The sequence below is a fragment of the Mesorhizobium sp. M1182 genome, assembly GCF_040318335.1.
GTDB lineage: Bacteria > Pseudomonadota > Alphaproteobacteria > Rhizobiales > Rhizobiaceae > Mesorhizobium.
Genome location: NZ_JAMYMD010000038.1, coordinates 16,539 through 39,586, shown reverse-complemented (window position 1 = coordinate 39,586; position 23,048 = coordinate 16,539). Strand labels below are relative to the sequence as shown.

Sequence of the window (23,048 nt, the reverse complement as noted above, 5' to 3'; positions counted from 1 at the left end):
TTTCGGCTTCTGATCGGCGGAAGATTCAGGCTTTTTCGTGATGCAGCGACCAGCTTACGCGATATTTGGCCGGCGTCACGATCATGTTTGGAAACAGACGTTAATCGTTGCCGGCAATGCGGTCGATGCGGATCACGAACAGCATGGCCGGCCGGACCGGATCGAGGCGCAGTTCCGGCGCTTGCGCCCCAAGCAACAGCGCATCGAGCCGCCCCAGTTGCATGGGCGCCGCGCCGGCCACGCTGAGTTCGCCGTCGACGCAGAGGATGAGTGTTTCATCGGCTTCGGCCGGGATCTTCGTCGGAGCCGAAATCAGCAGGCTCTCGACCGTGTGGATCGCCCGGGCGCGGCGGGTCATAACGTTGAGGTCGGTGATCGGACCGGCGATCAGCGTGGCTTGCGTCGGCACGTCGGCCGGAAAGGCAAGCGGTGCGGAAGCCTTGGTGATTTCGACCGGTAGCCGGCCGGCGATGTCGAGGATCATGCCCTCGCCTTCCAGCAACGCCAAGGTCCGGTCGACGCCGGCAAATCCGGAAAATGGGCCGCTGCTCTCGACGCGCGCCATCGAGACGCGCCAGTCGAAATCGTCGAGCCCGGCACCTGGCGGCGAGACGGCAATCTCCGTCGTCATCCCGCCGCCGTTCTTCCACGGCATCGAGCGGTATTCGGCTGCCCGAAGGATGTGCAAGGCGCGGCTCAACCCAAAATGCCGGGCAGGTTGAGCTGGTTCTCCCGGGCGCACTCTATCGCGATCTCATAGCCGGCATCGGCGTGGCGCATGACGCCGGTCGCCGGATCGTTCCACAGAACCCGCTCCAGGCGCTTGGCCGCCTCGGGCGTGCCGTCGGCGACGATGACCATGCCGGCATGCTGCGAAAAGCCCATGCCGACGCCGCCGCCATGGTGCAGCGACACCCAGGTGGCGCCGGACGCGGTGTTGAGCAAGGCATTGAGCAACGGCCAGTCGGAAACGGCATCGGAGCCGTCCTTCATCGCCTCCGTCTCGCGGTTCGGCGAGGCGACCGAGCCGGAATCGAGGTGATCGCGGCCGATGACCACCGGCGCTTTCAGTTCGCCCCTGGCGACCATCTTGTTGAAGGCGAGGCCGAGCCGGTGGCGATCGCCAAGCCCAACCCAGCAGATGCGCGCCGGCAGGCCCTGGAAGGCGATGCGCTCACGCGCCATGTCGAGCCAGTTGTGCAGATGGGTGTTGCCGGGGGTCAGCTCGCGCACCTTGGCGTCGGTCTTGTAGATATCCTCGGGATCGCCGGAAAGCGCTGCCCAGCGGAACGGGCCGATGCCGCGGCAAAACAGCGGACGGATGTAAGCCGGCACGAAACCCGGGAAGGCAAAAGCATTCTCGAACCCCTCCTCCTTCGCCACCTGGCGGATGTTGTTGCCGTAGTCGAGCGTCGGCACGCCGGCGTTCCAGAACGCCACCATCGCCTCGACATGCTCGCGCATCGACGCGCGGGCAGCTTTTTCGACGGCCTTCGGATCGGAGGTGCGTTTCTCGCGCCACTCGGCCAGCGACCAGCCCTTGGGCAGATAGCCATTGAGCGGGTCATGCGCCGAGGTCTGGTCGGTGACGATGTCGGGGCGCACGCCGCGCCGCACCAGTTCCGGCACGATGTCGGCGGTGTTGCCGACAAGACCGACCGATTTCGCTTCACCGGCTTTGGTCCAGCGCTCGATCTTTTCGAGAGCCTCGTCGAGCGTGTCGGCGCGCTCATCGACATAGCGGGTGCGCAGCCGGAAATCGATGCGGTCGGGATCGCATTCGACGGCCAGGCAGCAGGCGCCGGCCATCACCGCGGCGAGCGGCTGGGCACCGCCCATGCCGCCGAGGCCGCCGGTCAGGATCCATTTGCCCCTGAGATTGCCGCCATAATGCTGGCGGCCGGCCTCGACGAAGGTCTCGTAGGTGCCCTGCACGATGCCTTGCGTGCCGATGTAGATCCACGAGCCGGCCGTCATCTGGCCGTACATCATCAGGCCCTTTCTATCGAGCTCGTTGAATTTCTCCCATGTCGCCCAGTGCGGCACGAGATTCGAGTTGGCGATCAGCACACGCGGGGCGTCAGGATGAGTGCGGAACACGCCGACCGGCTTGCCCGATTGCACCAACAGCGTCTCGTCGTCGCCAAGCGTCTTCAGCGAGGCGACGATGCGGTCGAAATCGTTCCAGGTGCGCGCCGCCCGGCCGATGCCGCCATAGACCACCAACTCGTTGGGGTTTTCGGCGACGTCTGGGTCGAGATTGTTCATCAGCATGCGCAACGGCGCTTCCGTCAGCCAGGTGCGGGCGTTGAGCTCGCTGCCGCGCGGGCTGCGCACTTCACGGATGTTGTGGCGAGGATCGGTCATGATTGTCCCTTTCGAGTGAGGTGCACCGCGCGTCAGCGTTCGGCCCAGGCGATCGCGGTTTCCAGGATCTTCTTCAGCGTGACGCGGATCGGCGCCGCGAATTCGGCCTCGTAAGGCACCGGCCAGTTAGCCGGTTCGCCCTTGCCTTCGGGCTCGCGCATATAGCCGCGGTTGGAGAGTTCCATCTGCAGCGCGTGGACGCCGGCTTGCGGCTGGCCGAAATGGCGCGTGATCCAGCCGCCCTTGAAGCGGCCGTTGACGACGTAACTCTCGCGGGTTTCGGCGAGGATCTGGCCAACCGTCGCTTGCAGCGTCGGATCGGCGCTCTTGCCGTCATTGGTGCCGAGATTGAAGACCGGCAATTTGCCTTCGAAAAGGCGCGGCAGCACCGAGCGGATCGAATGGCAGTCATAGACGACGACCTTCCCATGCAAAGCGTGCAGCCTGTCGATCTCAGCCTGCAGGGCGGCATGATAGGGTACGAAGAACTTCTCGCGGCGCTCGTCGATCTCAGACGGCCCCGGCTCTTCACCCTTGCGGTAGAGCTGATCGCCGTCAAAGGTCTCTGTCGGGCAGAGCCCGGTCGTCGTCTGGCCGGGATAGAGCGAAACGCCGGACGGATCACGGTTGACGTCGATAACGGTGCGCGAAATCGCCGTATGCACGACCGTCGCGCCGAGGCTCTCGGCGAAGTCATAAAGCTTGTCGATCCACCAGTCGGCGTCACGGCGGCCGAGCCAGGGCGAGACCAGCCGGCTGTCGAGGCCGGCGAGATCGATGCCGGTATGCGGGATCGAAACCAGCAGGGGTGCTGTGCCTTGGGTGACGGTGAGCCAGGAGGGTGAGGTCATCGGAAGTCTCCGCGCGAAGGAACGCGACTTTGCAATCGTCCTTGAACACCGACTTCGGTTTTTATCGCTCGCAACGCATTTTGTTCTTGCTTTGTGCCGGCAGCTATGCTACTAAATTCGGTATGGTGCTGATTCGGCCCGACGACCCGCCTTTGAGGCGGGTTTTTTGTTGCCGGGCTGAGGTTGGCGGGACAGCGCCCCACTCTGTCCTGCCGGACATCTCCCCCACGAGGGGGGAGATCGGTAGCTTCGCCGCTTCGCTCAATCCTGCAACGTTGGAGATTGGCGAAAGACTCGATGATGGCCAATCTCCCCCCTTGTGGGGGAGATGTCCGGCAGGACAGAGGGGGGCGCGACAGAACGCGGCCTGTGACGGTACACCGCCTCATGACGCAACGCCCGGCAGTTTCACCGCACCCGCGGCCTTCACCGCCGCGCCGCTGCGTATCATGGCGATGGCCTTCTCCATGTCGGGGTGGAAGTGCCGGTCGTTGTCGAGATGCGGCACCTCTGCCCTGACCAGCCGGCGCACCGCCTCCAGTGCCGCGCTCGAGGCCAGCGGTGCGTGGAAATCGCAGCCTTGCGCGGCGGCCAGCAATTCGATGCCGATGACGGCCGTCGCATTCTCGACCATGCCGATGAGGCGGCGCGCGCCATGCGCCGCCATCGAGACGTGGTCTTCCTGGTTGGCCGAGGTCGGGATCGAATCGACGCTGGCCGGATAGGCCTTTTGCTTGTTTTCAGAAACCAGTGCTGCCGCCGTGACCTGAGGGATCATGAAACCGGAATTCAGACCCGGCTTGGGCGTGAGAAAGGCCGGCATGCCCGACAGCGCCGGATCGACCAGCATGGCGATGCGCCGCTCCGACAGCGAGCCGATCTCGCAGACGGCGAGTGCGATCATGTCGGCGGCGAAGGCGACCGGCTCGGCATGGAAATTGCCGCCCGAAAGTGCGGAGTCGTCCTCGGCAAAGATCAACGGATTGTCGGTGACGCCGTTGGCCTCGGTGCCGAGCGTCTCGGCGGCCTTGCGGAGCACGTCGAGTGCTGCGCCCATCACCTGCGGCTGGCAGCGCAGGCAATACGGATCCTGCACACGCTCGTCGCCGACGCGGTGCGATTCACGGATGGCGCTGCCGGCCATCAAATTGCGCAACGCCTCGGCCGTCTCGATCTGGCCGCGATGTTTCCTGAGCAGATGGATGCGTGGATCGAACGGAGCGTCGGAGCCCTTGGCGGCATCGGTCGACAGCGCGCCGGCGACCAGTGCCGACTGGTAGAGCACTTCCGCCTCGAACAAAGCGGCAAGCGCATAGGCGGTCGAAAACTGGGTGCCGTTGAGCAGTGCCAGGCCTTCCTTGGCGCCCAGTGTCACCGGCTCCAGGCCGTGCGAAACGAAGGCGACCTTGGCGGGAAAGCGGCCGTGCGGGGTAAAGCACTCGCCGACGCCGATCATCACGGCGGTCATGTGCGACAGCGGCGCAAGGTCGCCGGAAGCGCCGACCGAGCCTTGCGCCGGCACCACGGGGATAACGTCGTTGGCCAGCATCGCCTCGAGCAGTTCGATCGTCCGCGGCCGCACGCCGGAGGCGCCCTGTGCCAGGCTGGCCAGCTTCAGCGCCATCATCAGCCGGCAGATTGCGACGGGCATCGGCTCGCCGACGCCGGCGGCATGGGACAGCACGATGTTTCGCTGCAACGTTTCCAGGTCGGCGGCGGGGATGCGGACGCTGGCCAGCTTGCCGAAGCCGGTATTGATGCCATAGACCGGCTCGCCCTTGGCAACGATCCTGGCGACGGCCTCGGCGCTGGCCTTGATCTTCGGCCGGCAGGCATCGTCGAGCCTCAGTGCGGCGCCGCGATAGATGGCGCGCCAATCGGCCAGCGTGGCATTGCCCGGCCTTAGCTTGAGTTCGGTCATTGTCCCCTCCAGATGCGGGCATGCAGCGGGTTGAAGCCCATGCGGTAGACGAGTTCGGCCGGGCGCTCGACGTTCCAGATCGCCAGATCGGCGGATTTTCCGGCCTCCAGCGTACCGGTCTGTCCAAGCAGCCCGAGTGCGCGGGCAGCCTCGCGGGTAACGCCGGCAAGGCACTCATCGACGGTCAGGCCGAACAACGTCGCGGCCATGTTCATGGTCAGCAGCAGCGAGGTCAGCGGCGACGTGCCGGGATTGTTGTCGGTGGCAACGGCCATCCTGACGCCATGCTGGCGAAACAAGGCGATCGGCGGCTTCTTGGTCTCGCGGATGAAGTAGTAGGCGCCGGGCAGGATGGTCGCCACGGTTCCGGCCTTCGCCATCGCCGCCGCACCGGCCTCGTCGGTGTATTCGAGGTGGTCGGCCGATAGCGCACCATAGCGCGCCGCAAGTTCGGCGCCGTGCAGATTGGACAGCTGGTCCGCATGGAGCTTGACCGGCAGGCCCGCCGCCTTTGCGGCATCGAACACGCGGGCGATCTGCTCCGGCCAAAAGGCAATGCCTTCGCAAAAACCGTCGACGGCATCGGCCAGGCCCTCAGCAACGACGGCCGGCAAAATCTCGTTGGCGACAAGATCGATAAAGGCGTCCTTGTCGCCTTTTGCTTCGGGCGGCAGTGCATGAGCGCCGAGGAAAGTGGTCCTGACCGTCACCGGCCGCTCACCGCCGAGCCGTCGTGCGGCGCGCAGCGACTTCTTCTCGTTTTGGAGGTCGAGACCGTAGCCGGATTTGATCTCCACGGTGGTGACGCCTTCGGCGATCAGCGCGTCGAGGCGCGGCTGCGACTGGCCGACCAGTTCGTCCTCACTCGCCGCGCGCAATGCCTTGACCGAGGAAACGATGCCGCCGCCGGCCTTGGCAACCTCCTCATAGCTGGCGCCGGCCAGCCGCATCTCGAATTCATTGGCACGGTTGCCGGCGTGAACCAGATGGGTGTGGCAGTCGATCAGGCCGGGCGTAATCCAGCGGCCTTCGCAGTCGGTCGCCTCGGCGCCCTCGCGGAGAGCCGCCGGCATGTCGGCTTCCGGCCCGGCATAGACGATCCGGCCGTTGCGCACGGCGATTGCACCGTGCTCGACAACGCCTGACCCGGGGCTGCTTTCGGCCATGGTCGCGAGGCGCGCATTGCGCCAGAGGCGAACCTCCCCTGCCCGGCTTTTGCTCTCTGCAGCCATCATCTTTTCCGTTTCAATAGGTGACGATTATGTATATACATATGAAAAGGCACTGCAAGCGCTATCATGGCACGGCAGACCGGGATTTGGAGAAAAACGTGACAGCAATCTTTGCAGAACAGGCGCTTCTGCCCGACGGCTGGCACAGCAATGTGCGGATCGTCATCTCCGACGGCAGGATCGCCACGGTCGAGGCGAATACCTCGCTCCTGCCCGGCGACGAGCGCCGTGCCATCCTTTTGTCCGGCATGCCGAACCTGCACAGCCATGCCTTCCAGCGCGGCATGGCCGGCCTTGCTGAATTGCGCGGCCCTTCCGCCGACAGTTTCTGGAGCTGGCGCGAGGTGATGTACCGTTTCGCGCTGTCGATGACGCCGGACCAGGTCGAGGCGGTCGCGGCCCAGCTCTATGTCGAGATGCTGGAGGCCGGGTTCTCGCGCGTCGGCGAGTTTCACTATCTCCACCACGACCGTGACGGCCGGCACTATGCTGACATCGCCGAGATGGCGCAGCGCATCGTTGCCGCAGCGTCCGAGACAGGCATCGGGCTGACTTTGCTGCCCGTGTTCTACGCGCATTCCTCTTTCGGCGGCGCTGCGCCAAATGAAGGCCAGCGCCGGTTCATCAACGATGTGAACCAGTTCTCGCGGCTTGTTGAGAAATGCCGAGAATCCATTCGCGCGCTGAATCAAGGCGTCGTCGGCGTCGCCCCGCACAGCCTGCGTGCCGTGACACCGGAGGAACTGGAAGACATCACGGTGATGGCGCCGGAGGGGCCTATCCACATCCACATCGCCGAGCAGATGAAGGAGGTCGAGGACTGCCTTGCCTGGTCCGGGGCGCGGCCGGTCGAATGGCTGCTTGCCAACGCCAAGGTCGACCGGCGCTGGTGTCTCATCCACGCCACCCACATGACCGAGACCGAGACGGTGCAAATGACGAAAAGCGGCGCCGTTGCCGGCCTCTGCCCGATCACCGAGGCCAATCTCGGCGACGGCACCTTTGCCGCGTCCTTGTTCATGCAGCATGGCGGCCGCTTCGGCATCGGCTCGGATTCAAACGTACTGATCGGCCTGCCGGACGAGTTGCGGCAGCTCGAATATTCGCAGCGCCTCGCCCACCGCGCCCGCAACGTGCTGGCGGTGGCCGGCGGCTCGACCGGCCGTGCTTTGTTCGATGCCGCGCTCGATGGTGGCAGTGCCGCGCTGGGCGCCGGCCTCTCGCAGATCGCAGCAGGTGCCTCGGCCGATTTCGTCTCGCTCGACGGCAAGCATCCATCGCTGGCCGGCAAGACGGGCGATGCAATCCTTGATGCCTGGATTTTTGCCAACGGCACCAAGGTCGATTGCGTCTGGGTGCATGGCAAGAAACTGGTCAGCGGCGGCATGCATGCCAGGCGCGATGCCATCGCCGAGCGCTTCCGCAAGGTGATGACGGCGCTTTCGGCATGAGCATGATCGGGACAATAAGCGCGGATTCCGGAAGCGCGGACGGCGGCGAGGTTCTTTCGCTGCACCAGCGCATCCTGTCGGACATCAGCGAACGGATCCTGTCGGGTGCCTGGGCGCCCGGCCACCGCATCCCGTTCGAGCATGAACTGACGGCCGAATACAGATGTTCGCGCATGACAGTGAACAAGGCACTGTCGCAACTGGCCAAGGCCGGGCTGATCGAGCGCCGGCGTCGCTCCGGCAGTTTTGTCCGCCAGCCGCAGTCGCAGGCAGCCGTTCTCGAAATCCACGACATCCGGATCGAGGTCGAGGCACTTGGCCTGCCCTACCGCTATGAGCGCATGGCGCGAAACAGAAGGCGCAGCAGCGCCGACGACCGCGCCCTGCTGGAACTCGACGTCGCCGGGCCGGTGCTGGTGCTGGAATGCCGGCATTTCGCCGGCAAGCGGCCGTTCGCCCACGAGCAGCGGCTGATCAATCTGGCCGCCGTGCCGGAGGCTGTCGAAGAGGCGTTTTTCGACACGGCGCCCGGTCCGTGGCTGATCGGGCGCGTGCCGTGGAGTGCCGCCGAGCATCGGATTCGCGCCGTTGCCGCCGAAAAGCACATCGCGGCGGCGCTCGACATCCAGACCGGTGCGCCGTGCCTGGTGATCGAGCGGCGGACATGGAGCGCCGAGCACCCCGTCACCCATGTCCGGTTCACCTATGCGGCAGAGAACCACACGCTGGTGGCGCGGTTCACGCCGTCAAGGGGGTAACCCTCCCCCTCGAGGGGAGGGTCGCGGAGCAAATTGCCGCATGGCGGCATTTTGTGACGCGGGGTGGGGTCGGTGCAACCTCGCCGACCCTACCCTCGAGGGGGAGGGTAAAGACCCTCAAATCGCCGCGGTAACAATAATCTCGACCAGATATTCCGGTCCGGCAAGCTTGGCTTCGCCGGTGGCGCGGGCCGGCGTGTTGCCTTGCGGCACCCATTTGTCCCACTCCGCGTTCATCTCGGCAAAGGTGCTCATGTCGGCCAGCCAGATGATCGCCTGCAGGATCTTGGTTTTGTCGGTGCCGGCCTTGGCCAGCAATTCGTCGATCGCCGCCAGAATGTCCCTGGTCTGGGCACCGACGTTTCCGCCCGGCTTGCCGACCTGACCGGCCAGATAGACGGTGTTGCCGTGGATGACGATCTGGCTCATGCGCGGGCCTACATCGATACGACGAATGCTCATTGGATATTCCTTCTCCTCTTGTCGCTGCGCCTGTTTAGGGGCCGGGTTCGCCGGGGGCAAGGCCGCTCGAGCGGAACTTCTTGAGCCAAGCCAAAGCACACAACAAGACGGCCCGGCCGCAATTCCGCCCGATTGGCTTGTTGACTAATGTAATAACATCACATATCGAATCCGCCCCTGCAGCACCGATCATCGCCCCATGGATCGTCACATGAGCCAAACCTGCCTGACCTTCCGCGACCTGACGCTGGGCTACAATAGCCATCCTGCGGTCCACCACCTCAATGGAACAATCCGCAAGGGATCGCTGACGGCGGTCGTCGGCGCCAACGGCTCCGGCAAGTCGACGCTGATGAAGGGCATTGTCGGCGTCCTGAAGCCGATGGCCGGCACGGTGATCCGGGCGCCCGGCGTACGCGCCGCCTATCTGCCGCAGCAATCGGAGCTCGACCGCTCCTTTCCGGCCCGGGTCGTCGACCTGGTTTCGCTTGGCCTGTGGCCGCGGCGCGGCATGCTCGGCCGCTATACAAGGGAAGACCGCGACTCGGTCAGCAAGGCGCTGATGGCCGTCGGCCTAGGCGGTTTCGAGAAGCGGCCGATCGACACACTGTCGGGCGGCCAGCTGCAGCGCACGCTGTTTGCCCGCGTGCTGTTGCAGGATGCCGAGCTCATCCTGCTCGACGAGCCGTTCAACGCTGTCGATGCCAAGACGGTCGGCGACCTGATCGCGCTGATCAAGCGCTGGCACGGCGAGGAACGCACGATCATGGTTGTGGTCCACGATCTCGATCTGGTGCGGCAGAATTTCCCCGAAACACTGCTCCTGGCGCGCCAGCCGATCGCCTGGGGCGAGACCAGGGAGACGCTGCAGCCGGAGAATCTGTTGCGCGCGCGCCGCTTCCACGAAGCCTGGGAGGACAACGCGCCATGGTGTGAGCCCGGCGAGCATGATCACGAGCACAGTGGCCACGAGCACGGCCATGACCACGACCATTATCACGGCTCCGGGCCGAGGGCGGCATGATGGAGGTGCTTTACGGTCTGTTCGTCGCTCCTTTCGCCGACTACGCCTTCATGCAGCGGGCGCTTGCCGGTTCGATGATGCTGTCGCTCGGCGCCTGCCCGGTCGGCGTGTTCCTGATGCTGCGGCGCATGAGCCTGTCCGGCGACGCCATGGCGCATGCCATCCTGCCGGGTGCTGCCGCCGGCTTCCTGTTCTATGGCCTGGAGATCCTGCCGATGACGATCGGCGGACTGATCGCCGGCATCATCGTGGCGCTCGGCGCCGGCGCCGTCTCGCGCTTCACCATCCAGCGCGAGGACGCCTCCATGGCGGCCTTCTATCTGATTTCGCTGGCCATCGGCGTGCTCATGGTGTCGATCCGCGGCTCCAGCGTCGATCTCATGCATGTGCTCTTCGGCACCGTGCTGGCGCTCAACAACGAGGCGCTGACGCTGATCGGCGGCATCGTCGTGGTGACGCTGGTCAGCCTCGCCATCTTCTGGCGGGCGCTGATCGCCGAATGCCTCGACCCTTTGTTCCTGCGCTCGGTCAGCCGGATGGGCAGCCCGGTGCATTTCATCTTTCTCGGCCTCGTCGTGCTCAACCTCGTCGGCGGCTTCCAGGCGCTCGGCACCTTGCTGTCGGTCGGGCTGATGATGCTGCCGGCAGCGGCGGCCCGCTTCTGGACCTCGCGCGTCGAGCCGATGTGCGTGCTGGCCACAGTAATCGGCTTTGCCTCCTGCATCGCCGGGCTGCTGTTGTCCTACCATGCGTCATTGCCCTCCGGCCCGGCCATCATCCTGTCCGCCGGCGTCGTCTATTTCGCCTCGATCCTGTTCGGCACGCGCGGCATCCTGCGCGCCCGCATCGTCCATCACCGCCACAGAACTGCCTGATCCCAACAAGGAGAAACTGTCCATGCTGAAATCGATCCGCGCCGCTTTGGCCGTGAGCGTTATAACATTAACCGCCTTTGGCGCATCTTCGGCCTTCGCAGAGCCGTTGAAAGTGGTCGCCAGCTTCACGATCATCGCCGATTTCGCCAAGAATGTCGGCGGCGACCGCATCGATCTGACCACCATCGTCGGGCCGGACGGCGACGCCCACGTCTACGAGCCGAGCCCCGCCGATGCTGTGACGATGGCCAAGGCCGACATCGTGCTGGTCAACGGCCTGCATTTCGAAGGTTTTCTGCAGCGCCTGGTCGACGCCAGCGCCACCAAGGCTTCGATTGCCGTGCTGACCAAGGGGGTCACGCCGATCAATTTCAAACCCGAATTCGCCGAGGCCGATGCCGCCGAAGGCGCGGAAACCGATGGCGGCAAGACGGTCACCGATCCGCATGCCTTCCAGTCGATCGCCAATGCCAAGATCTATGTGAAGAACATCGCCGACGCCTTTTGCACGGCCGACGCTGCGGGTTGCGACAGCTACAAGGCCAATGCAGCCGCCTATACGCAAAAGCTCGAGGCGCTTGAGGGCGAAGTGCAGGCGGCGATCCAGTCGATCCCGCAGGAGAAGCGCGTCGTCATCACCTCGCATGACGCCTTCGGCTATTTCGAGCAGGCCTACGGCTTGACGTTCCTGGCCCCGGAAGGCGTGTCGACCGAGTCGGAGCCCTCCGCCGCCGACGTCGCCAAGCTGGTCAGCCAGGTGAAGCAGGACAAGGCGGCGGCGATCTTCGTCGAGAACATCACCAACCCGCGGCTGATCGAGCAGATCGCCAGCGAGACCGGCATCAAGGTGGGCGGCACGCTCTATTCCGATGCGTTGTCGCAGCCCGACGGCCCGGCCGCGACCTATATCGACCTGATGCACAACAACATCGCCCAGATCAAAGGCGCGATCCTCGGCAGCTGAGCTGTCTAGTCACTCCATCCGGTCGGGCTGAAATTGCCCGGCCGGATTTCTATCTAATGGCGGTTGCCGACCGGGTCCGGGAGTGGCAAGACTGCCGCTAGCCAGATTGTGAGGACCCCAGCCATGGAATACCGTCAGATCAGCGAGGACTATTCGGTCTCCGGCCAGATCCAGCCCGAAGATGTCGCGACCATCAAGGCCGCCGGCTTCAAGAGCGTGATCTGCAACCGGCCAGACGACGAGCAGCCCGGCCAGCCATCGGCCGACACCGTCAAAGCGGCAGTCGAGGGCGCCGGGCTCGCCTTCCGCTACATCCCTGTCATCAGCGGCCAGATCACCGCCGAGAATGTCGAAGACCAGGCCGAGGCACTGGATGAGCTTGATGGCCCGGTCTTCGCCTATTGCCGTTCCGGCGCCCGCTGCACCAATCTCTATGGGCTGATCAAGCAGTCGAAGGGGTGAGAGGCCTCACGTTCCGAGCGGAGGAAGTCAAGTTCCGCACTGTGGCGATCCTTCACACCCCCCTCTGTCCTGCCGGACATCTCCCCCTCAAGTGGGGAGATTGGATGTCGCGTTGGCTTTCGCCAATTTTCAGCGTTGCGGAGTGGGCAGCGAGGTCAGAGCTGCCAATCTCCCCACTTGAGGGGGAGATGGCCGGCAGGCCAGAGGGGGGCGCTGTCCTGGGTGCTGTCCCTCCGCCATATCTAACGAAAAGCCGTCTGGGCTAAATCGGCAGCGCGCCGGTTTCCTTCAATGTCTCAAGCACGATCGCCGTCTTCACGTGCTGCACCGATTCGTGCGGCAGCAGCACGCCGTTGACGAACTCCGACAATGATTTGAGATCGGGCGTCACCACTTTCAATATATAATCCATCTCGCCGGTCAGCGCGTGCGCTTCCTGCACTTGCGGCAGCCGCGCCACCAATTCGCCGAAGCGCCGCGCATTGTCGCGGTTGTGGGTGGCGAGCGTCACCGAGATGACATTGACCAGGGAAAAACCGAGCTTGTCGCGGTCGAGCACCGCCCGGTAGCCCTTGATATAACCGCCCTCCTCCAGCCGCTGGCGACGGCGCGAGCATTGCGACGCCGACAGGTTCACCCGTTCCGACAGATCGTTGTTGGTCAGCCGTGCATCGCTCTGCAGCAGAGCCATTATCTTGCGGTCAAACCGGTCGATGCGCGCGTCATCCATGGATTTTTCCAAACATATGCACAATTCACGCATTATCTGATCATTTCAAGCGTTTGAATGCAAGCACCATGCACCGCGTCCGCGTTATCATTGTGTTGAGATGGCCTTTCCCGGCCAACAACAGCTTTGGAGGACACTGCCATGGGTCCCTTCCCGCACGACGCACCGCCCGCCACGATCAGCAAAACCAATCCCGCCGGTACCGACGGCTTCGAGTTCGTCGAATTCGCGCATGCCGAGCCGGAAAAGCTCGCCGAGTTGTTCACCCGCATGGGCTATGTGCCGGTGGCCAAGCACCGCAGCAAGGACATCACCGTCTGGCGGCAGGGCGACATCAACTATGTCGTCAATGCCGAACCCGGCTCGCATGCCATGAAATTCGTCGACAAGCACGGCCCTTGCGCCGCCTCGATGGCGTGGCGGGTGGTCGATGCAAGGCATGCCTTCGATCACGCGGTGGCCAAGGGCGCGACGCCCTATGAAGGCAACGACAAGACGCTCGATGTGCCGGCGATCGTCGGTATCGGCGGATCGCTGCTCTATTTCATCGAAACCTACGGCGAGAAGGGCTCGGCCTATGATGCCGAGTTCGACTGGCTGGGCGAGCGTGACCCGAAGCCGGAAGGGGTCGGCTTCTATTACCTCGACCACCTCACCCACAATGTCTATCGCGGCCAGATGGACAAGTGGTGGGATTTCTATCGCGACCTGTTCGGTTTCAAGCAGATCCATTTCTTCGACATCGACGGCAAGATCACCGGCCTGGTCAGCCGCGCCATCACCTCGCCGTGCGGTAAGATCCGCATTCCGCTCAACGAGTCCAAGGACGAGACCAGCCAGATCGCCGAATATCTGAAGAAGTATAATGGCGAGGGCATCCAGCACATCGCCGTCGGCACCGACGACATCTACGGCGCCACCGACAGGCTGGCCGCCAACGGCCTGAAGTTCATGCCGGGCCCGCCGGAGACCTATTACGACATGTCTTATGCCCGCGTGAACGGCCATGAAGAGCCGATCGAACGTATGAAAAAGCACGGCATCCTGATCGACGGCGAAGGCGTCGTCGACGGCGGCACCACCAAGATCCTGCTGCAGATCTTTTCCAAGACGGTGATCGGCCCGATCTTCTTCGAGTTCATCCAGAGGAAGGGCGACGAAGGTTTTGGCGAGGGCAATTTCCGCGCTTTGTTCGAATCGATCGAGCAGGACCAGATCAAGCGCGGCGTGCTGAAGGTGGACGGCAAGGCAGCGTAGCCAACTCGGCCGAGGTGCCTTGTGGTTTGATCAATTATGACCTAAATTCTGGTCATAAAGGATCGAGTCATGAATGTTTCAATTGCCGAAGCCAAGGCCAAATTGTCGGAACTCGTCAGCCGCGCGGAAGCCGGCGAGGAGATCGTGCTCACACGCCACGGCAAGGCGGCGGCGCGTATCGTACCTCCGGCAGTGGCCGAACCCCTGCCGCGTATAGGCGCGTTGAAGGGCAAGATCTGGATTGCGGACGATTTTGATGAACTCGGTCCCGAGTGGGATGAGTACGTGAAATGACGGTCGGCCCGTTTCTCGCCGACACACACATCATCCTCTGGTCGATTTCGGACGATCGACGTCTTAGCGAGCACCACCGCGTCATTCTGGCTTCGGAAGCGGTGGTGTTCGCGAGCGCGGCAAGCGTCTGGGAAATTGCCATCAAACGTTCGATCAGAAAACTTAATGCGCCGGACGATCTGCCAGCGCTGCTTCCAAGGATGCAATTTCAGCCGCTCGCCGTAACCTTCCAGCACGCGAACGCCGTCGGCGGCCTACCCCACCACCATGGTGATCCGTTCGACAGACTTCTGATTGCGCAGGCGCAAGTGGAGAACCTCACCATCCTGACATCCGACCCGCATTTCGCCCGTTACGATGTGGCTTTGGCATGATTATCCAAGCAGTTGGTCTCGCAAGCCCAACCTCTCGACCTCGGCTTTCCTGAGTGTCAGATCATAATCGAGGAAAAACTCGTCGAGTTGCGGCGGTTTCACCGAGGTGCCGGACTGCATCGCGTGCACCTGGCCGCGATGATGGATGTCGTGGATGAAGAGATGGGCGAGCAGATCGCCGATCCGTTCCGGTATCATGCCGTCCTCGCGCCGGTCGGTGAGAACGCGGCGCTCGAGATCGTCCGCCGACAGGCGGCCGCAAAAGGCGATCAGCCGCCGATCGGCCTCCGCCTGTGCAACAAAAAGCGCCTTGGCATCATTGAACGGCACAAAATCGTCATGGGCGGCGGCGCCGACGCCGCCCTCTTCGAGAAAATCGAGATAGAGGTGATCGACCGCCAGGATGTGATTGAGCGTTGCCTTGATCGAGGGGAAGAAGCTTATCCTTTCAGCCTCGAATTCGTCGGGCTCAAGCTGCAGCACGGCACGATAGAGCCGGTCGTTCGACCAGAGATTGTTGGCTGCCATGCGCCGAAAATGGTTCAGCAGGTCCATGACTTCACGGCGCGACCCGGAATAGCGACACACCCGCCCATAGAAGCGCAAACCCAGCCAAAACAATCAGCAGCAGCCTGATCATGCGCCGCCGCATGGCTTGCGTTTCCTGGTCCAGCGCGACATTCGTGTTGGTGACGGTGTGAAACATCATCGCCTTGCGCGGAAAGCCGCTGCGGTTGGTCAGGCCGGGCGAGCGCGCCTCGATGCAATAGCTCAGGCGGATCGCCCGGATGAAGATCGCCAGCATGACAAGGGCCCAGACACCGCACAGCAGATAGAATGTCTCGCCCGTCATGCTCTTGCCCCCTCGTACCGCTCGACCTTCTGCTCGATGGCGCCGAAGATCGAATGCCCGCCCCTGTCCTTCATCTCGATGCGCACGCTATCGCCAAAGCGCAGGAACGGCGTTTTCGGTTCGCCGGCTTCGATGGTCTCGATCATGCGCAACTCGGCGATGCAAGAGTAGCCGGCGCCGCCCGCCGAGGCAGGCTTGCCCGGCCCGCCGTCGAGCTTGTTGGAGACGGTGCCCGAACCGACGATGGTGCCGGCGGCCAGCGGCCGCGTTTTTGCGGCATGGACAATCAGCGCCGGAAAGTCGAAGGTCATGTCGATGCCGGCGTTCGCCCGGCCGAACGGCTTGCCGTTGAGATCGACCAGCAGCGGCAGGCTGACCTTGCCGCCGTCCCAAGCATCGCCCAGCTCGTCCGGCGTCACCGCAACCGGCGAAAAGGCCGATGACGGTTTCGACTGGTAGAAGCCGAACCCCTTGGCGAGCTCGGGTCCGGTCAGGCCGCGCAGCGTTACATCGTTGACCAGCATGACGAGCCGGATCGCCGCCCGCGCCTCATCGAGGCTTGCGCCTATCGACACATCGTCGACGATGACGGCGACCTCTCCTTCCATATCGATGCCCAAGGCCTCGTCGGCCATCCGGATCGGGTCGCGCGGTGCGAGAAAGGAGTCTGAGCCGCCCTGGTAGATCAGCGGGTCGGTCCAGAAGCTTGGCGGCATCTCGACGCCGCGCGCCTTTCGCACCAGCTCGACATGGTTCACATAGGCCGAGCCGTCGGCCCATTGATAGGCGCGCGGCAGCGGCGAATGGGCGTCATGCTCGTGAAAGCGGACAGACGGCACCGCATTATTCTCAAGCGATTCGGCCATGGCAGCGAGATGCGGCGCGATGCGATGCCAGTCGTCGAGTGCGGCCTGCAGCGTCCGCACCAGGAACGAAGCGTCGGTAAACCGCGTCAGGTCGCGCGAGACGACGACGAGCTTTCCATCGCGCGTCCCGTCCTTCAATGTGGCAAGCTTCATGCGTCCTCCCTATGCGTTTATTCGTAGTATTTGCCGGCATAGATAATTCTGGCCGCGGCTCTCCAGGGATTGTCATTTGCCAGCAACGCCGGGTCGCCGCGCCGACTGTCTTTGCTCCAGGTGACGGCCCAAGCGACAGCCGACTCAAGAAAAGTGGCTAACGAATTGTTTTCCCAGCCATTCCAGCTGATGTCAGGTCCTGCCGACCGCAACGCCTCCTTACGGTCGGCGTCCTCACGGTCGTTTCGCAGCGCATCGAGGAACCGGACGAAAGACGGCAGGTCTTCCACCCTGTCGAGAAACAAGGAGAGCTGCGCCCAGGATGTCTCCTCGGATTTTCGCACCTCTTCCGAAAGCTTGTCGTTGGCCATCTTCACTCCCCAAGCCCCACAACAAGGCCGTCGCGGGCGATCGTCAAGTCGCCGGCCCATGTTTTCCTGACGGCGGCAATCCAGTCGGCCTCGCCGATCTCGGGATCGTCGGCCGGAATGAGGTGGTTGACGACTAGCCTTTTGACTTTGGCATCACTAGCAATGCGGCCCGCCTCTTCGGCAAAGCTATGGCTGGCAAGCAGGTGTTCCCTCAGCCTTGCGCCGTTGCCGGTCTTCGCGACCAGCCGCTCGATACCCTTTTCCAGCATGGCCTCGTGGACCAGGACGTCGGCGCCCTCGGCGAAATCCGCCAATGGCGGAAAGAACGCCGTATCCGACGAAAAGACGGCGCCTTGCCCCGCATGATCGAAGCGCAGCGCAAAGCAATCCGTCACCGGCGGGTGGTCGACGCGCAGCGCCGATATTTTGAGACCGCGCTCTTCGGCCACCTGGCCTTCACCAAATTCGACGATCGAAACCTGGTCGCGGAGATCCGGCCTGCCTTCATCGGCGATGCGGATCTCGATGTCGAATTCCATTGCCTGGCAAAAGCGCTGCCAATAATGGCCGATGCCGGGCGGGCCGAACAAAGTGACGGGCGCCGCCAGGCCGGCGGTCCAGGCGGTGTGGATGAGAGGTCCGAGTTCCAGAACATGGTCGGAGTGCAAATGCGTGATGAAGATCAGGTCGAGCGCCTTCAGGCTGATGCCGGCATCGGTCAGCCCGCGCGTTACGCCCAGCCCGCAATCGACGACGATGGTGCGGCCGCCAATCTCCAGCAGCGACGAACTCGGCCACGGGCCGCCGGGCCGCAGCGCCGGGCCACCCTTCGAACCCAGAAGCACCAGACGATCCGTCACGCGACGGCGCTCAAGACCAGTCGCCCTCTGGCGTGCCGTTGAAGCGCTTCTTCAGGCCGGCCCAGCAGTCGATGTAATTGTCCTGCCGGGTTTCGAGCTCGGCGCCATAGCGGGTCACCATTTGCGGAAAGCGCGTCTCGAACATGAAGGCCATGGTGTTGTCGAGCTTGACCGGTTTCAGCTCCGCGCGCGAGGCTTTTTCGAAACCAGACGCATCGGGTCCGTGAGCCAGCATCATGTTGTGCAGGCTGATGCCGCCGGGCACGAAGCCCTCTTCCTTGGCATCGTACTGACCATGAATCAGGCCCATGAACTCGCTCATGATGTTGCGGTGATACCAGGGCGGGCGGAACGTATCTTCGGCGACCAGCCAGCGCGGCGGGAAGATGACGAAATCGATATTGGCGGTGCCTTCCTCGCCGCTCGGCGCGGTCAGCACGGTGAAGATCGACGGATCGGGGTGGTCGAACAGGATCGCACCGACCGGCGAAAAGGTCGCAAGATCATATTTGTAGGGCGAATAATTGCCGTGCCACGCCACCACATCCAGCGGCGAATGGTCGATTTCGGTGACATGGAACTGGCCACACCATTTCGCGATCAGCCGACAGGGCGTGTCCTTGTCCTCGAACCAGGCGCAGGGCGTCTTGAAATCGCGCGGATTGGCCAGGCAATTGGCGCCGATCGGGCCGCGATCCGGCAGCGTCAGCTTGGCGCCGTAATTTTCGCAGACATAGCCGCGCACTTGCGGATCGACCAGTTCGACCTTGAACACCAGGCCGCGCGGCAGCACGGCAATCTCGCCCGGCCTGAGTTCGATAACACCCATCTCGGTGACGAAGCGCAAGGCTCCAACCTGGGGCACGACCAGCAACTCGCCGTCGGCGTTGAAGAAATGATCGTCGACCATCGAGCGATTGGCGACATAGACGTGTGCCGCCATGCCGGTCTGGCCGAGCACGTCGCCGGCGGTGGTGATCGAGCGCATGCCGGCGATGAAATCGGTCGGTTCCTTCGGCATCGGCACGGGGCTCCAGCGATACTGGCCGAGTGCGAGCTGATGGTCGCCGACGTTCGGCGCGCTTTTCCAAAGCGGATAATTCGCCGCTTTGAAGCGACCGGTGTGCCTGACGCTCGGCCTTATCCGATAAAGCCAGGAGCGCTCATTGGTGCCGCGCGGCGCGGTGAAAGGAGAGCCCGAAAGCTGCTCGGCATAGAGGCCGTAGGCCGGCCGCTGCGGCGAGTTTCGCCCTTGCGGCAGCGAGCCCGGCAGAGTCTCGGTCTCGAAGTCGTTGCCGAAACCCGGCATGTAGGAATAGGCCATGGAATCCTCCCGAATTCATGGTCTCGGAGCATCGTTTGCGCATCCGCAAGGATGCTCCGAGTTGACCATACCGGTTTCATTTGTAACCATTGAAAATGTAACCATCAACGGTGATTTCGGCATGAGCCGCCAGCATGCCAGTCAGGGCCAACCATGGAAATCCTCGAGCTGGAATCCTTCCTGCCTTACCGGCTCTATCGGCTTGCCGATGCCGTCAGCCGCGAATTCTCAAGGATATACAAGGACCGCCACGGCCTGACCCGGCCCGAATGGCGCACGCTTGCGGGACTTGGACAGCACGGCACGATGACGGCGACGGCGCTCGGCGAGCAATCGGCCATGCACAAGACCAAGGTTTCGCGCGCGGTCGCCGAACTCGAGCGGCGCCGCTGGCTGACCCGCACGCCAGACGAGAAAGACCGTCGCGTCGAGCATCTGACGCTGACCAAAGCGGGGCTTGCCGCCTATCGCGAAATGGTGCCGCTGGCGAAGGAGTTCGAGCGGGAGCTGCTGGAGAGGCTTGGTGCGGAAGAGCGGGCGGCGATTGTCAGTGGGGTAGCGGCGCTGGAGGCAAAACTCACAGTGGTTGAAATCCTCCATGGGTTTGACCGTCGTAGAAATCAGATCGCTATTGCGGCAGGTAACGCTCCTAGACCGTAGTAGGCGCGTTCGGCTACAATGAAGCCTCTGACACGGCTTCGAAATGCTATCGGATCATCGATGTAGCCCAAGAGAAGCTGCGCCTGCGAAGCCGCATGTCTCTGAGCGCTTTCAAACAGCCGCCTTGCCGTTTCAAAATCACCAGCCAAACCGGCCGCCACCCCGGCGTGGAAGGCCGCCCACTCGCCGTAGGCGCCCGGCTGCAATTCATTCACGAGGATTGTCGCTGTCGCCTGCACGGAAGGGAACATTGATCGGTGAACCCGATCGATTTCGACGGCCTTCTTGGCCATTTGATCAACCGCGAGCAGAAACTGTGCCGGGCTCTCGAACGGAACGAACTGTCCAATGCGCTGAGGACGATCGAAGGTAACTGTTTCAGGGAGCGAACCCCAGAGCCAGTGGACTGCTACGTTAAGGTAAGTGCCTTTGGACCAAGAGCTGGGCTGGAACTCGACTACACTTAGCCAGAAGCCGCGATCGGCGATCCAGATTCGAGACTTCCCTTTGCGTTGAAATCCGGCGGGCTTCAGTACGATCTTTGCCTGCGAGGCAATGATGCGACCGTGCTCACTATCCGCCATCTTGCACCCCTATATGCCTCACCAATCCATCACCACCTTGCCGGAATTGCCACTCTTCATCGCCTCAAATCCCGAAATATAGTCGTCGATGCCGATGCGGTGGGTGATCAGGCCGCTGACATCGAGAGGACCCTGCACCAGCGCGATCATCTTGTACCAGGTCTCGAACATCTCGCGGCCGTAGATGCCTTTCAGATGCAGCATCTTGAAGATGACCTTGTTCCAGTCGATCTCGAAGCCGGTCGGCGCGATGCCGAGAATGGCAATCTTGCCGCCATTGTTCATGGTGTCGATCATGTCGCGGAAGGCAGGTGCGGCACCCGACATTTCGAGGCCGACGTCAAAACCCTCGGTCATGCCGAGCGCCGGCATGACGTCGCGCAGCTTTTCCTTCGACGCATCGACGACATGCTGGACGCCGAGCTTTTTCGCCAGTGCCACGCGCACCGGGTTGATGTCGGTGATGACCACTTTTCGCGCGCCGACGCACTGCGCCACCAGTGCACCCATGATGCCGATCGGCCCGGCGCCGGTGACCAGCACGTCCTCGCCGACCAGATCGAAAGACAAGGCCGTGTGGACGGCATTGCCCAGGGGATCGAAGATGGCGGCGATCTCGTCCGGCACATCGTCGGGGATGGGCACGACATTGTGCTGCGGGATCGCAAGGTATTCGCCAAAGGCGCCCGGCCGGTTGACGCCGACGCCGAGCGTGTTGCGGCACAGATGCCCCCTGCCCGCCCGGCAGTTGCGGCAATGGCCGCAGACGATATGGCCTTCTCCGGAAACCCGCTGGCCGAGTTTGTACTCGGTCACCGCCGTGCCGAAATCGGCGACGGTTCCGACAAATTCATGGCCGGTTACCATCGGCACCGGCACGGTCTTTTGCGCCCACTGGTCCCAATTGTAGATGTGTACGTCGGTGCCGCAGATCGCCGTCTTCCTGATCTTGATCAGCACGTCGTTCGGACCGATTTCCGGCACCGGCACTTCTTCCATCCAGATGCCCGGCTCGGCCTTGGCCTTGACCAGCGCCTTCATCATGTTCGACATTCTTTTGTCCCCAGAACCTTAGTCGCTTGAATCTCTTGATCCGGCCGCTCAGGAAATCACGCCGAGTTCGCGACCGACTGCGGCGAACACCCCAACCGCGCGTTCGATGTCGGCGCCGGAATGGGCGGCCGACATCTGCGTGCGGATGCGCGCCTGGCCCTTCGGCACCACCGGGAACGAGAAGCCGATGACATAGATGCCGCGCTTCAGCATCCGCGCCGCCACTTCCTGCGCCAGCGTCGCGTCGCCCAGCATCACCGGGATGATCGGATGGTCGGCGCCGGCCAGAGTAAAACCGAGCTTGCCCATCTCGGAGCGAAACCGCGCCGCATTGGCATATAGGCGCTGGCGCAACGCATCGCCATTGCGGATCATCTCGAAAACCCGGATCGAAGCGCCAGCGATCGCCGGCATCAGCGTGTTGGAAAACAGATAGGGGCGCGAGCGCTGGCGCAGCCAGTCGACCACCTGCTTCCTGCCCGACGTGTAGCCGCCGGACGCGCCACCCAATGCCTTGCCCAGCGTACCGGTGATGATGTCCACCCTGCCCTCGACGCCGCAATGTTCGGCCGAGCCACGGCCGTTCCTGCCGACGAAGCCAACAGCATGGCTGTCGTCGACCATGACCATCGCATCGTATTTGTCGGCGAGGTCGCAGACGCCTTTCAGATTGGCGATGATGCCATCCATCGAGAACACGCCGTCGGTGGCGATCAGCCGGAACCGACAGTCGCGCGCCTCTTTCAACCGCGCTTCCAGATCGGCCATGTCGTTGTTGGCGTAGCGGAAGCGCTTTGCCTTCGACAGCCGTACCCCGTCGATGATCGAGGCGTGGTTCAGCGCATCGGAGATGACCGCATCCTCCTCGCCGAGCAGCGTCTCGAACAGGCCGCCATTGGCGTCGAAGCAGGAGCCGTAGAGGATGGTGTCCTCCATGCCGAGGAAGTCAGAAATGGTCGCCTCGAGCTGCTTGTGTTCTTCCTGCGTGCCGCAGATGAAGCGCACGGATGCCATGCCGTAGCCGTACCGGTCGAGCGCCTGCTTGGCCGCCTCGCGCAGTTCGGCGCTGTCGGCGAGGCCGAGATAATTGTTGGCGCAGAAATTCAGCACCTTCTCGCCGCCGACCTCGATCTCGGCCGATTGGGTCGAGGTTATCACCCGTTCCGATTTGTAAAGGCCGGCCGATTTCAGTCCTTCAAGCTCGCTGTCGATGTGGGAAAGGAATGCTTCGGTCATGATCAGGCCCTGTTGAGATCGATGAGGACTGTCGCGCCGCGCGGACGAAAAATCCATCGCAAAAGC

General features: G+C 63.2%; 26 protein-coding genes. 10 read left to right on the top strand and 16 right to left on the bottom strand.

What is annotated here, in order from left to right; genetic code table 11:
* Positions 1–100: 100 nt before the first annotated feature.
* The 5 genes from NKH33_RS28670 to hutI all read right to left on the bottom strand — a co-directional run bounded on the left by NKH33_RS28670 (position 101) and on the right by hutI (position 6,371).
* Positions 101–688, bottom strand: a complete 588-nt coding sequence (locus NKH33_RS28670) for a HutD/Ves family protein (RefSeq protein WP_352922680.1) — start codon at positions 686–688, stop codon at positions 101–103.
* Positions 689–696: 8 nt separating this feature from the next.
* Positions 697–2,367 (bottom strand): urocanate hydratase, encoded by a 1,671-nt coding sequence (gene hutU, locus NKH33_RS28665; RefSeq protein ID WP_352922678.1) that lies wholly within the window; start codon positions 2,365–2,367, stop codon positions 697–699.
* A 32-nt stretch (positions 2,368–2,399) separates the two neighbouring features.
* On the bottom strand, positions 2,400–3,218 hold the full coding sequence (gene hutG, locus NKH33_RS28660) for an N-formylglutamate deformylase (RefSeq protein WP_352922675.1): 819 nt from the start codon (positions 3,216–3,218) through the stop codon (positions 2,400–2,402).
* Positions 3,219–3,603: 385 nt separating this feature from the next.
* Positions 3,604–5,139 carry a histidine ammonia-lyase gene (gene hutH / locus NKH33_RS28655; protein ID WP_352473653.1) on the bottom strand — a complete coding sequence of 512 codons (1,536 nt, stop codon included), beginning with the start codon at positions 5,137–5,139 and terminating at the stop codon, positions 3,604–3,606.
* Positions 5,136–6,371: an imidazolonepropionase gene (hutI, locus tag NKH33_RS28650; protein WP_352922687.1), complete on the bottom strand. Its 1,236-nt coding sequence runs from the start codon at positions 6,369–6,371 to the stop codon at positions 5,136–5,138. Before hutI ends, hutH begins: the two co-directional genes overlap by 4 nt.
* A 98-nt stretch (positions 6,372–6,469) precedes the next feature.
* On the opposite strand from hutI, the gene NKH33_RS28645 reads away from it, so the two are divergent.
* Together NKH33_RS28645 and hutC are read left to right on the top strand one after the other, a co-directional pair.
* Positions 6,470–7,822: a formimidoylglutamate deiminase gene (locus NKH33_RS28645; RefSeq protein WP_352922672.1), complete on the top strand. Its 1,353-nt coding sequence runs from the start codon at positions 6,470–6,472 to the stop codon at positions 7,820–7,822.
* Positions 7,819–8,580, top strand: a complete 762-nt coding sequence (hutC, locus tag NKH33_RS28640) for a histidine utilization transcriptional repressor HutC (RefSeq protein ID WP_352682124.1) — start codon at positions 7,819–7,821, stop codon at positions 8,578–8,580. The genes NKH33_RS28645 and hutC overlap by 4 nt, the downstream gene beginning before the upstream one ends.
* Before the next feature lie 117 nt (positions 8,581–8,697).
* Here the strand turns inward: hutC and NKH33_RS28635 are convergent, their stop codons facing one another.
* Positions 8,698–9,042, bottom strand: a complete 345-nt coding sequence (locus NKH33_RS28635; protein ID WP_023674415.1) for a RidA family protein — start codon at positions 9,040–9,042, stop codon at positions 8,698–8,700.
* A 211-nt stretch (positions 9,043–9,253) separates the two neighbouring features.
* On the opposite strand from NKH33_RS28635, the gene aztA reads away from it, so the two are divergent.
* The 4 genes from aztA (at position 9,254) to NKH33_RS28615 (ending at position 12,367) form a co-directional block, all read left to right on the top strand.
* Entirely contained in the window at positions 9,254–10,066 is an 813-nt protein-coding gene (gene aztA / locus NKH33_RS28630; protein WP_352922669.1) for a zinc ABC transporter ATP-binding protein AztA, read from the top strand.
* Positions 10,066–10,941, top strand: coding sequence for a zinc ABC transporter permease AztB (gene aztB / locus NKH33_RS28625; RefSeq protein ID WP_352922685.1), 876 nt, complete (start codon positions 10,066–10,068; stop codon positions 10,939–10,941). The genes aztA and aztB overlap by 1 nt, the downstream gene beginning before the upstream one ends.
* 22 nt (positions 10,942–10,963) lie before the next feature.
* Complete coding sequence (gene aztC, locus NKH33_RS28620) at positions 10,964–11,905, top strand: zinc ABC transporter substrate-binding protein AztC (RefSeq protein WP_352473647.1); 942 nt, start codon at positions 10,964–10,966, stop codon at positions 11,903–11,905.
* 123 nt (positions 11,906–12,028) lie between these two features.
* On the top strand, positions 12,029–12,367 hold the full coding sequence (locus NKH33_RS28615) for a protein tyrosine phosphatase family protein (protein ID WP_352699058.1): 339 nt from the start codon (positions 12,029–12,031) through the stop codon (positions 12,365–12,367).
* 262 nt (positions 12,368–12,629) lie between these two features.
* Here the strand turns inward: NKH33_RS28615 and NKH33_RS28610 are convergent, their stop codons facing one another.
* Positions 12,630–13,097, bottom strand: a complete 468-nt coding sequence (locus NKH33_RS28610) for an Lrp/AsnC family transcriptional regulator (RefSeq protein WP_352922665.1) — start codon at positions 13,095–13,097, stop codon at positions 12,630–12,632.
* A gap of 141 nt (positions 13,098–13,238) precedes the next feature.
* Between NKH33_RS28610 and hppD the strand changes: the two genes are divergently transcribed.
* The 3 genes from hppD to NKH33_RS28595 all read left to right on the top strand — a co-directional run bounded on the left by hppD (position 13,239) and on the right by NKH33_RS28595 (position 15,022).
* Positions 13,239–14,354: a 4-hydroxyphenylpyruvate dioxygenase gene (gene hppD, locus NKH33_RS28605; RefSeq protein WP_352922662.1), complete on the top strand. Its 1,116-nt coding sequence runs from the start codon at positions 13,239–13,241 to the stop codon at positions 14,352–14,354.
* 69 nt (positions 14,355–14,423) lie between these two features.
* On the top strand, positions 14,424–14,648 hold the full coding sequence (locus tag NKH33_RS28600) for a type II toxin-antitoxin system Phd/YefM family antitoxin (RefSeq protein ID WP_352473643.1): 225 nt from the start codon (positions 14,424–14,426) through the stop codon (positions 14,646–14,648).
* Positions 14,645–15,022, top strand: coding sequence for a type II toxin-antitoxin system VapC family toxin (locus NKH33_RS28595; RefSeq protein WP_352542356.1), 378 nt, complete (start codon positions 14,645–14,647; stop codon positions 15,020–15,022). Before NKH33_RS28600 ends, NKH33_RS28595 begins: the two co-directional genes overlap by 4 nt.
* Here NKH33_RS28595 and NKH33_RS28590 read toward each other — a convergent pair whose 3' ends face one another.
* From NKH33_RS28590 to hmgA, 6 genes are read right to left on the bottom strand one after another with little or no spacing between them, the layout of a single operon-like run.
* Positions 15,023–15,577, bottom strand: coding sequence for a DinB family protein (locus NKH33_RS28590; protein WP_352873211.1), 555 nt, complete (start codon positions 15,575–15,577; stop codon positions 15,023–15,025).
* A 4-nt stretch (positions 15,578–15,581) separates the two neighbouring features.
* A complete protein-coding gene (locus NKH33_RS28585; RefSeq protein ID WP_352922659.1) occupies positions 15,582–15,875 on the bottom strand; it encodes a hypothetical protein in 294 nt (97 codons plus the stop codon).
* Positions 15,872–16,894: a fumarylacetoacetate hydrolase family protein gene (locus tag NKH33_RS28580; protein ID WP_352922656.1), complete on the bottom strand. Its 1,023-nt coding sequence runs from the start codon at positions 16,892–16,894 to the stop codon at positions 15,872–15,874. Before NKH33_RS28580 ends, NKH33_RS28585 begins: the two co-directional genes overlap by 4 nt.
* A 17-nt stretch (positions 16,895–16,911) precedes the next feature.
* Positions 16,912–17,265, bottom strand: coding sequence for a DUF7660 family protein (locus NKH33_RS28575; protein ID WP_352922653.1), 354 nt, complete (start codon positions 17,263–17,265; stop codon positions 16,912–16,914).
* Positions 17,266–17,267: 2 nt separating this feature from the next.
* Entirely contained in the window at positions 17,268–18,125 is an 858-nt protein-coding gene (locus tag NKH33_RS28570; protein WP_352922650.1) for an MBL fold metallo-hydrolase, read from the bottom strand.
* A gap of 10 nt (positions 18,126–18,135) precedes the next feature.
* Entirely contained in the window at positions 18,136–19,449 is a 1,314-nt protein-coding gene (gene hmgA / locus NKH33_RS28565) for a homogentisate 1,2-dioxygenase (protein WP_352922647.1), read from the bottom strand.
* Between the two features lie 153 nt (positions 19,450–19,602).
* On the opposite strand from hmgA, the gene NKH33_RS28560 reads away from it, so the two are divergent.
* The gene (locus NKH33_RS28560) at positions 19,603–20,109 is read left to right on the top strand and encodes a MarR family winged helix-turn-helix transcriptional regulator (protein ID WP_352922644.1); all 507 of its coding nucleotides are present in this window, start codon (positions 19,603–19,605) and stop codon (positions 20,107–20,109) included.
* Here the strand turns inward: NKH33_RS28560 and NKH33_RS28555 are convergent.
* Genes NKH33_RS28555 through NKH33_RS28545 form a run of 3 tightly spaced genes read right to left on the bottom strand, consistent with a single transcriptional unit; the run spans position 20,070 to position 22,982 of the window.
* The gene (locus NKH33_RS28555; RefSeq protein WP_352922641.1) at positions 20,070–20,693 is read right to left on the bottom strand and encodes a DUF4304 domain-containing protein; all 624 of its coding nucleotides are present in this window, start codon (positions 20,691–20,693) and stop codon (positions 20,070–20,072) included. The two genes, NKH33_RS28560 and NKH33_RS28555, sit on opposite strands and share 40 nt — an antisense overlap.
* Before the next feature lie 18 nt (positions 20,694–20,711).
* Positions 20,712–21,746 carry an L-threonine 3-dehydrogenase gene (gene tdh / locus NKH33_RS28550; RefSeq protein WP_352922638.1) on the bottom strand — a complete coding sequence of 345 codons (1,035 nt, stop codon included), beginning with the start codon at positions 21,744–21,746 and terminating at the stop codon, positions 20,712–20,714.
* Positions 21,747–21,794: 48 nt separating this feature from the next.
* Positions 21,795–22,982, bottom strand: a complete 1,188-nt coding sequence (locus tag NKH33_RS28545; protein WP_352922635.1) for a glycine C-acetyltransferase — start codon at positions 22,980–22,982, stop codon at positions 21,795–21,797.
* Positions 22,983–23,048 lie beyond the last annotated feature (66 nt).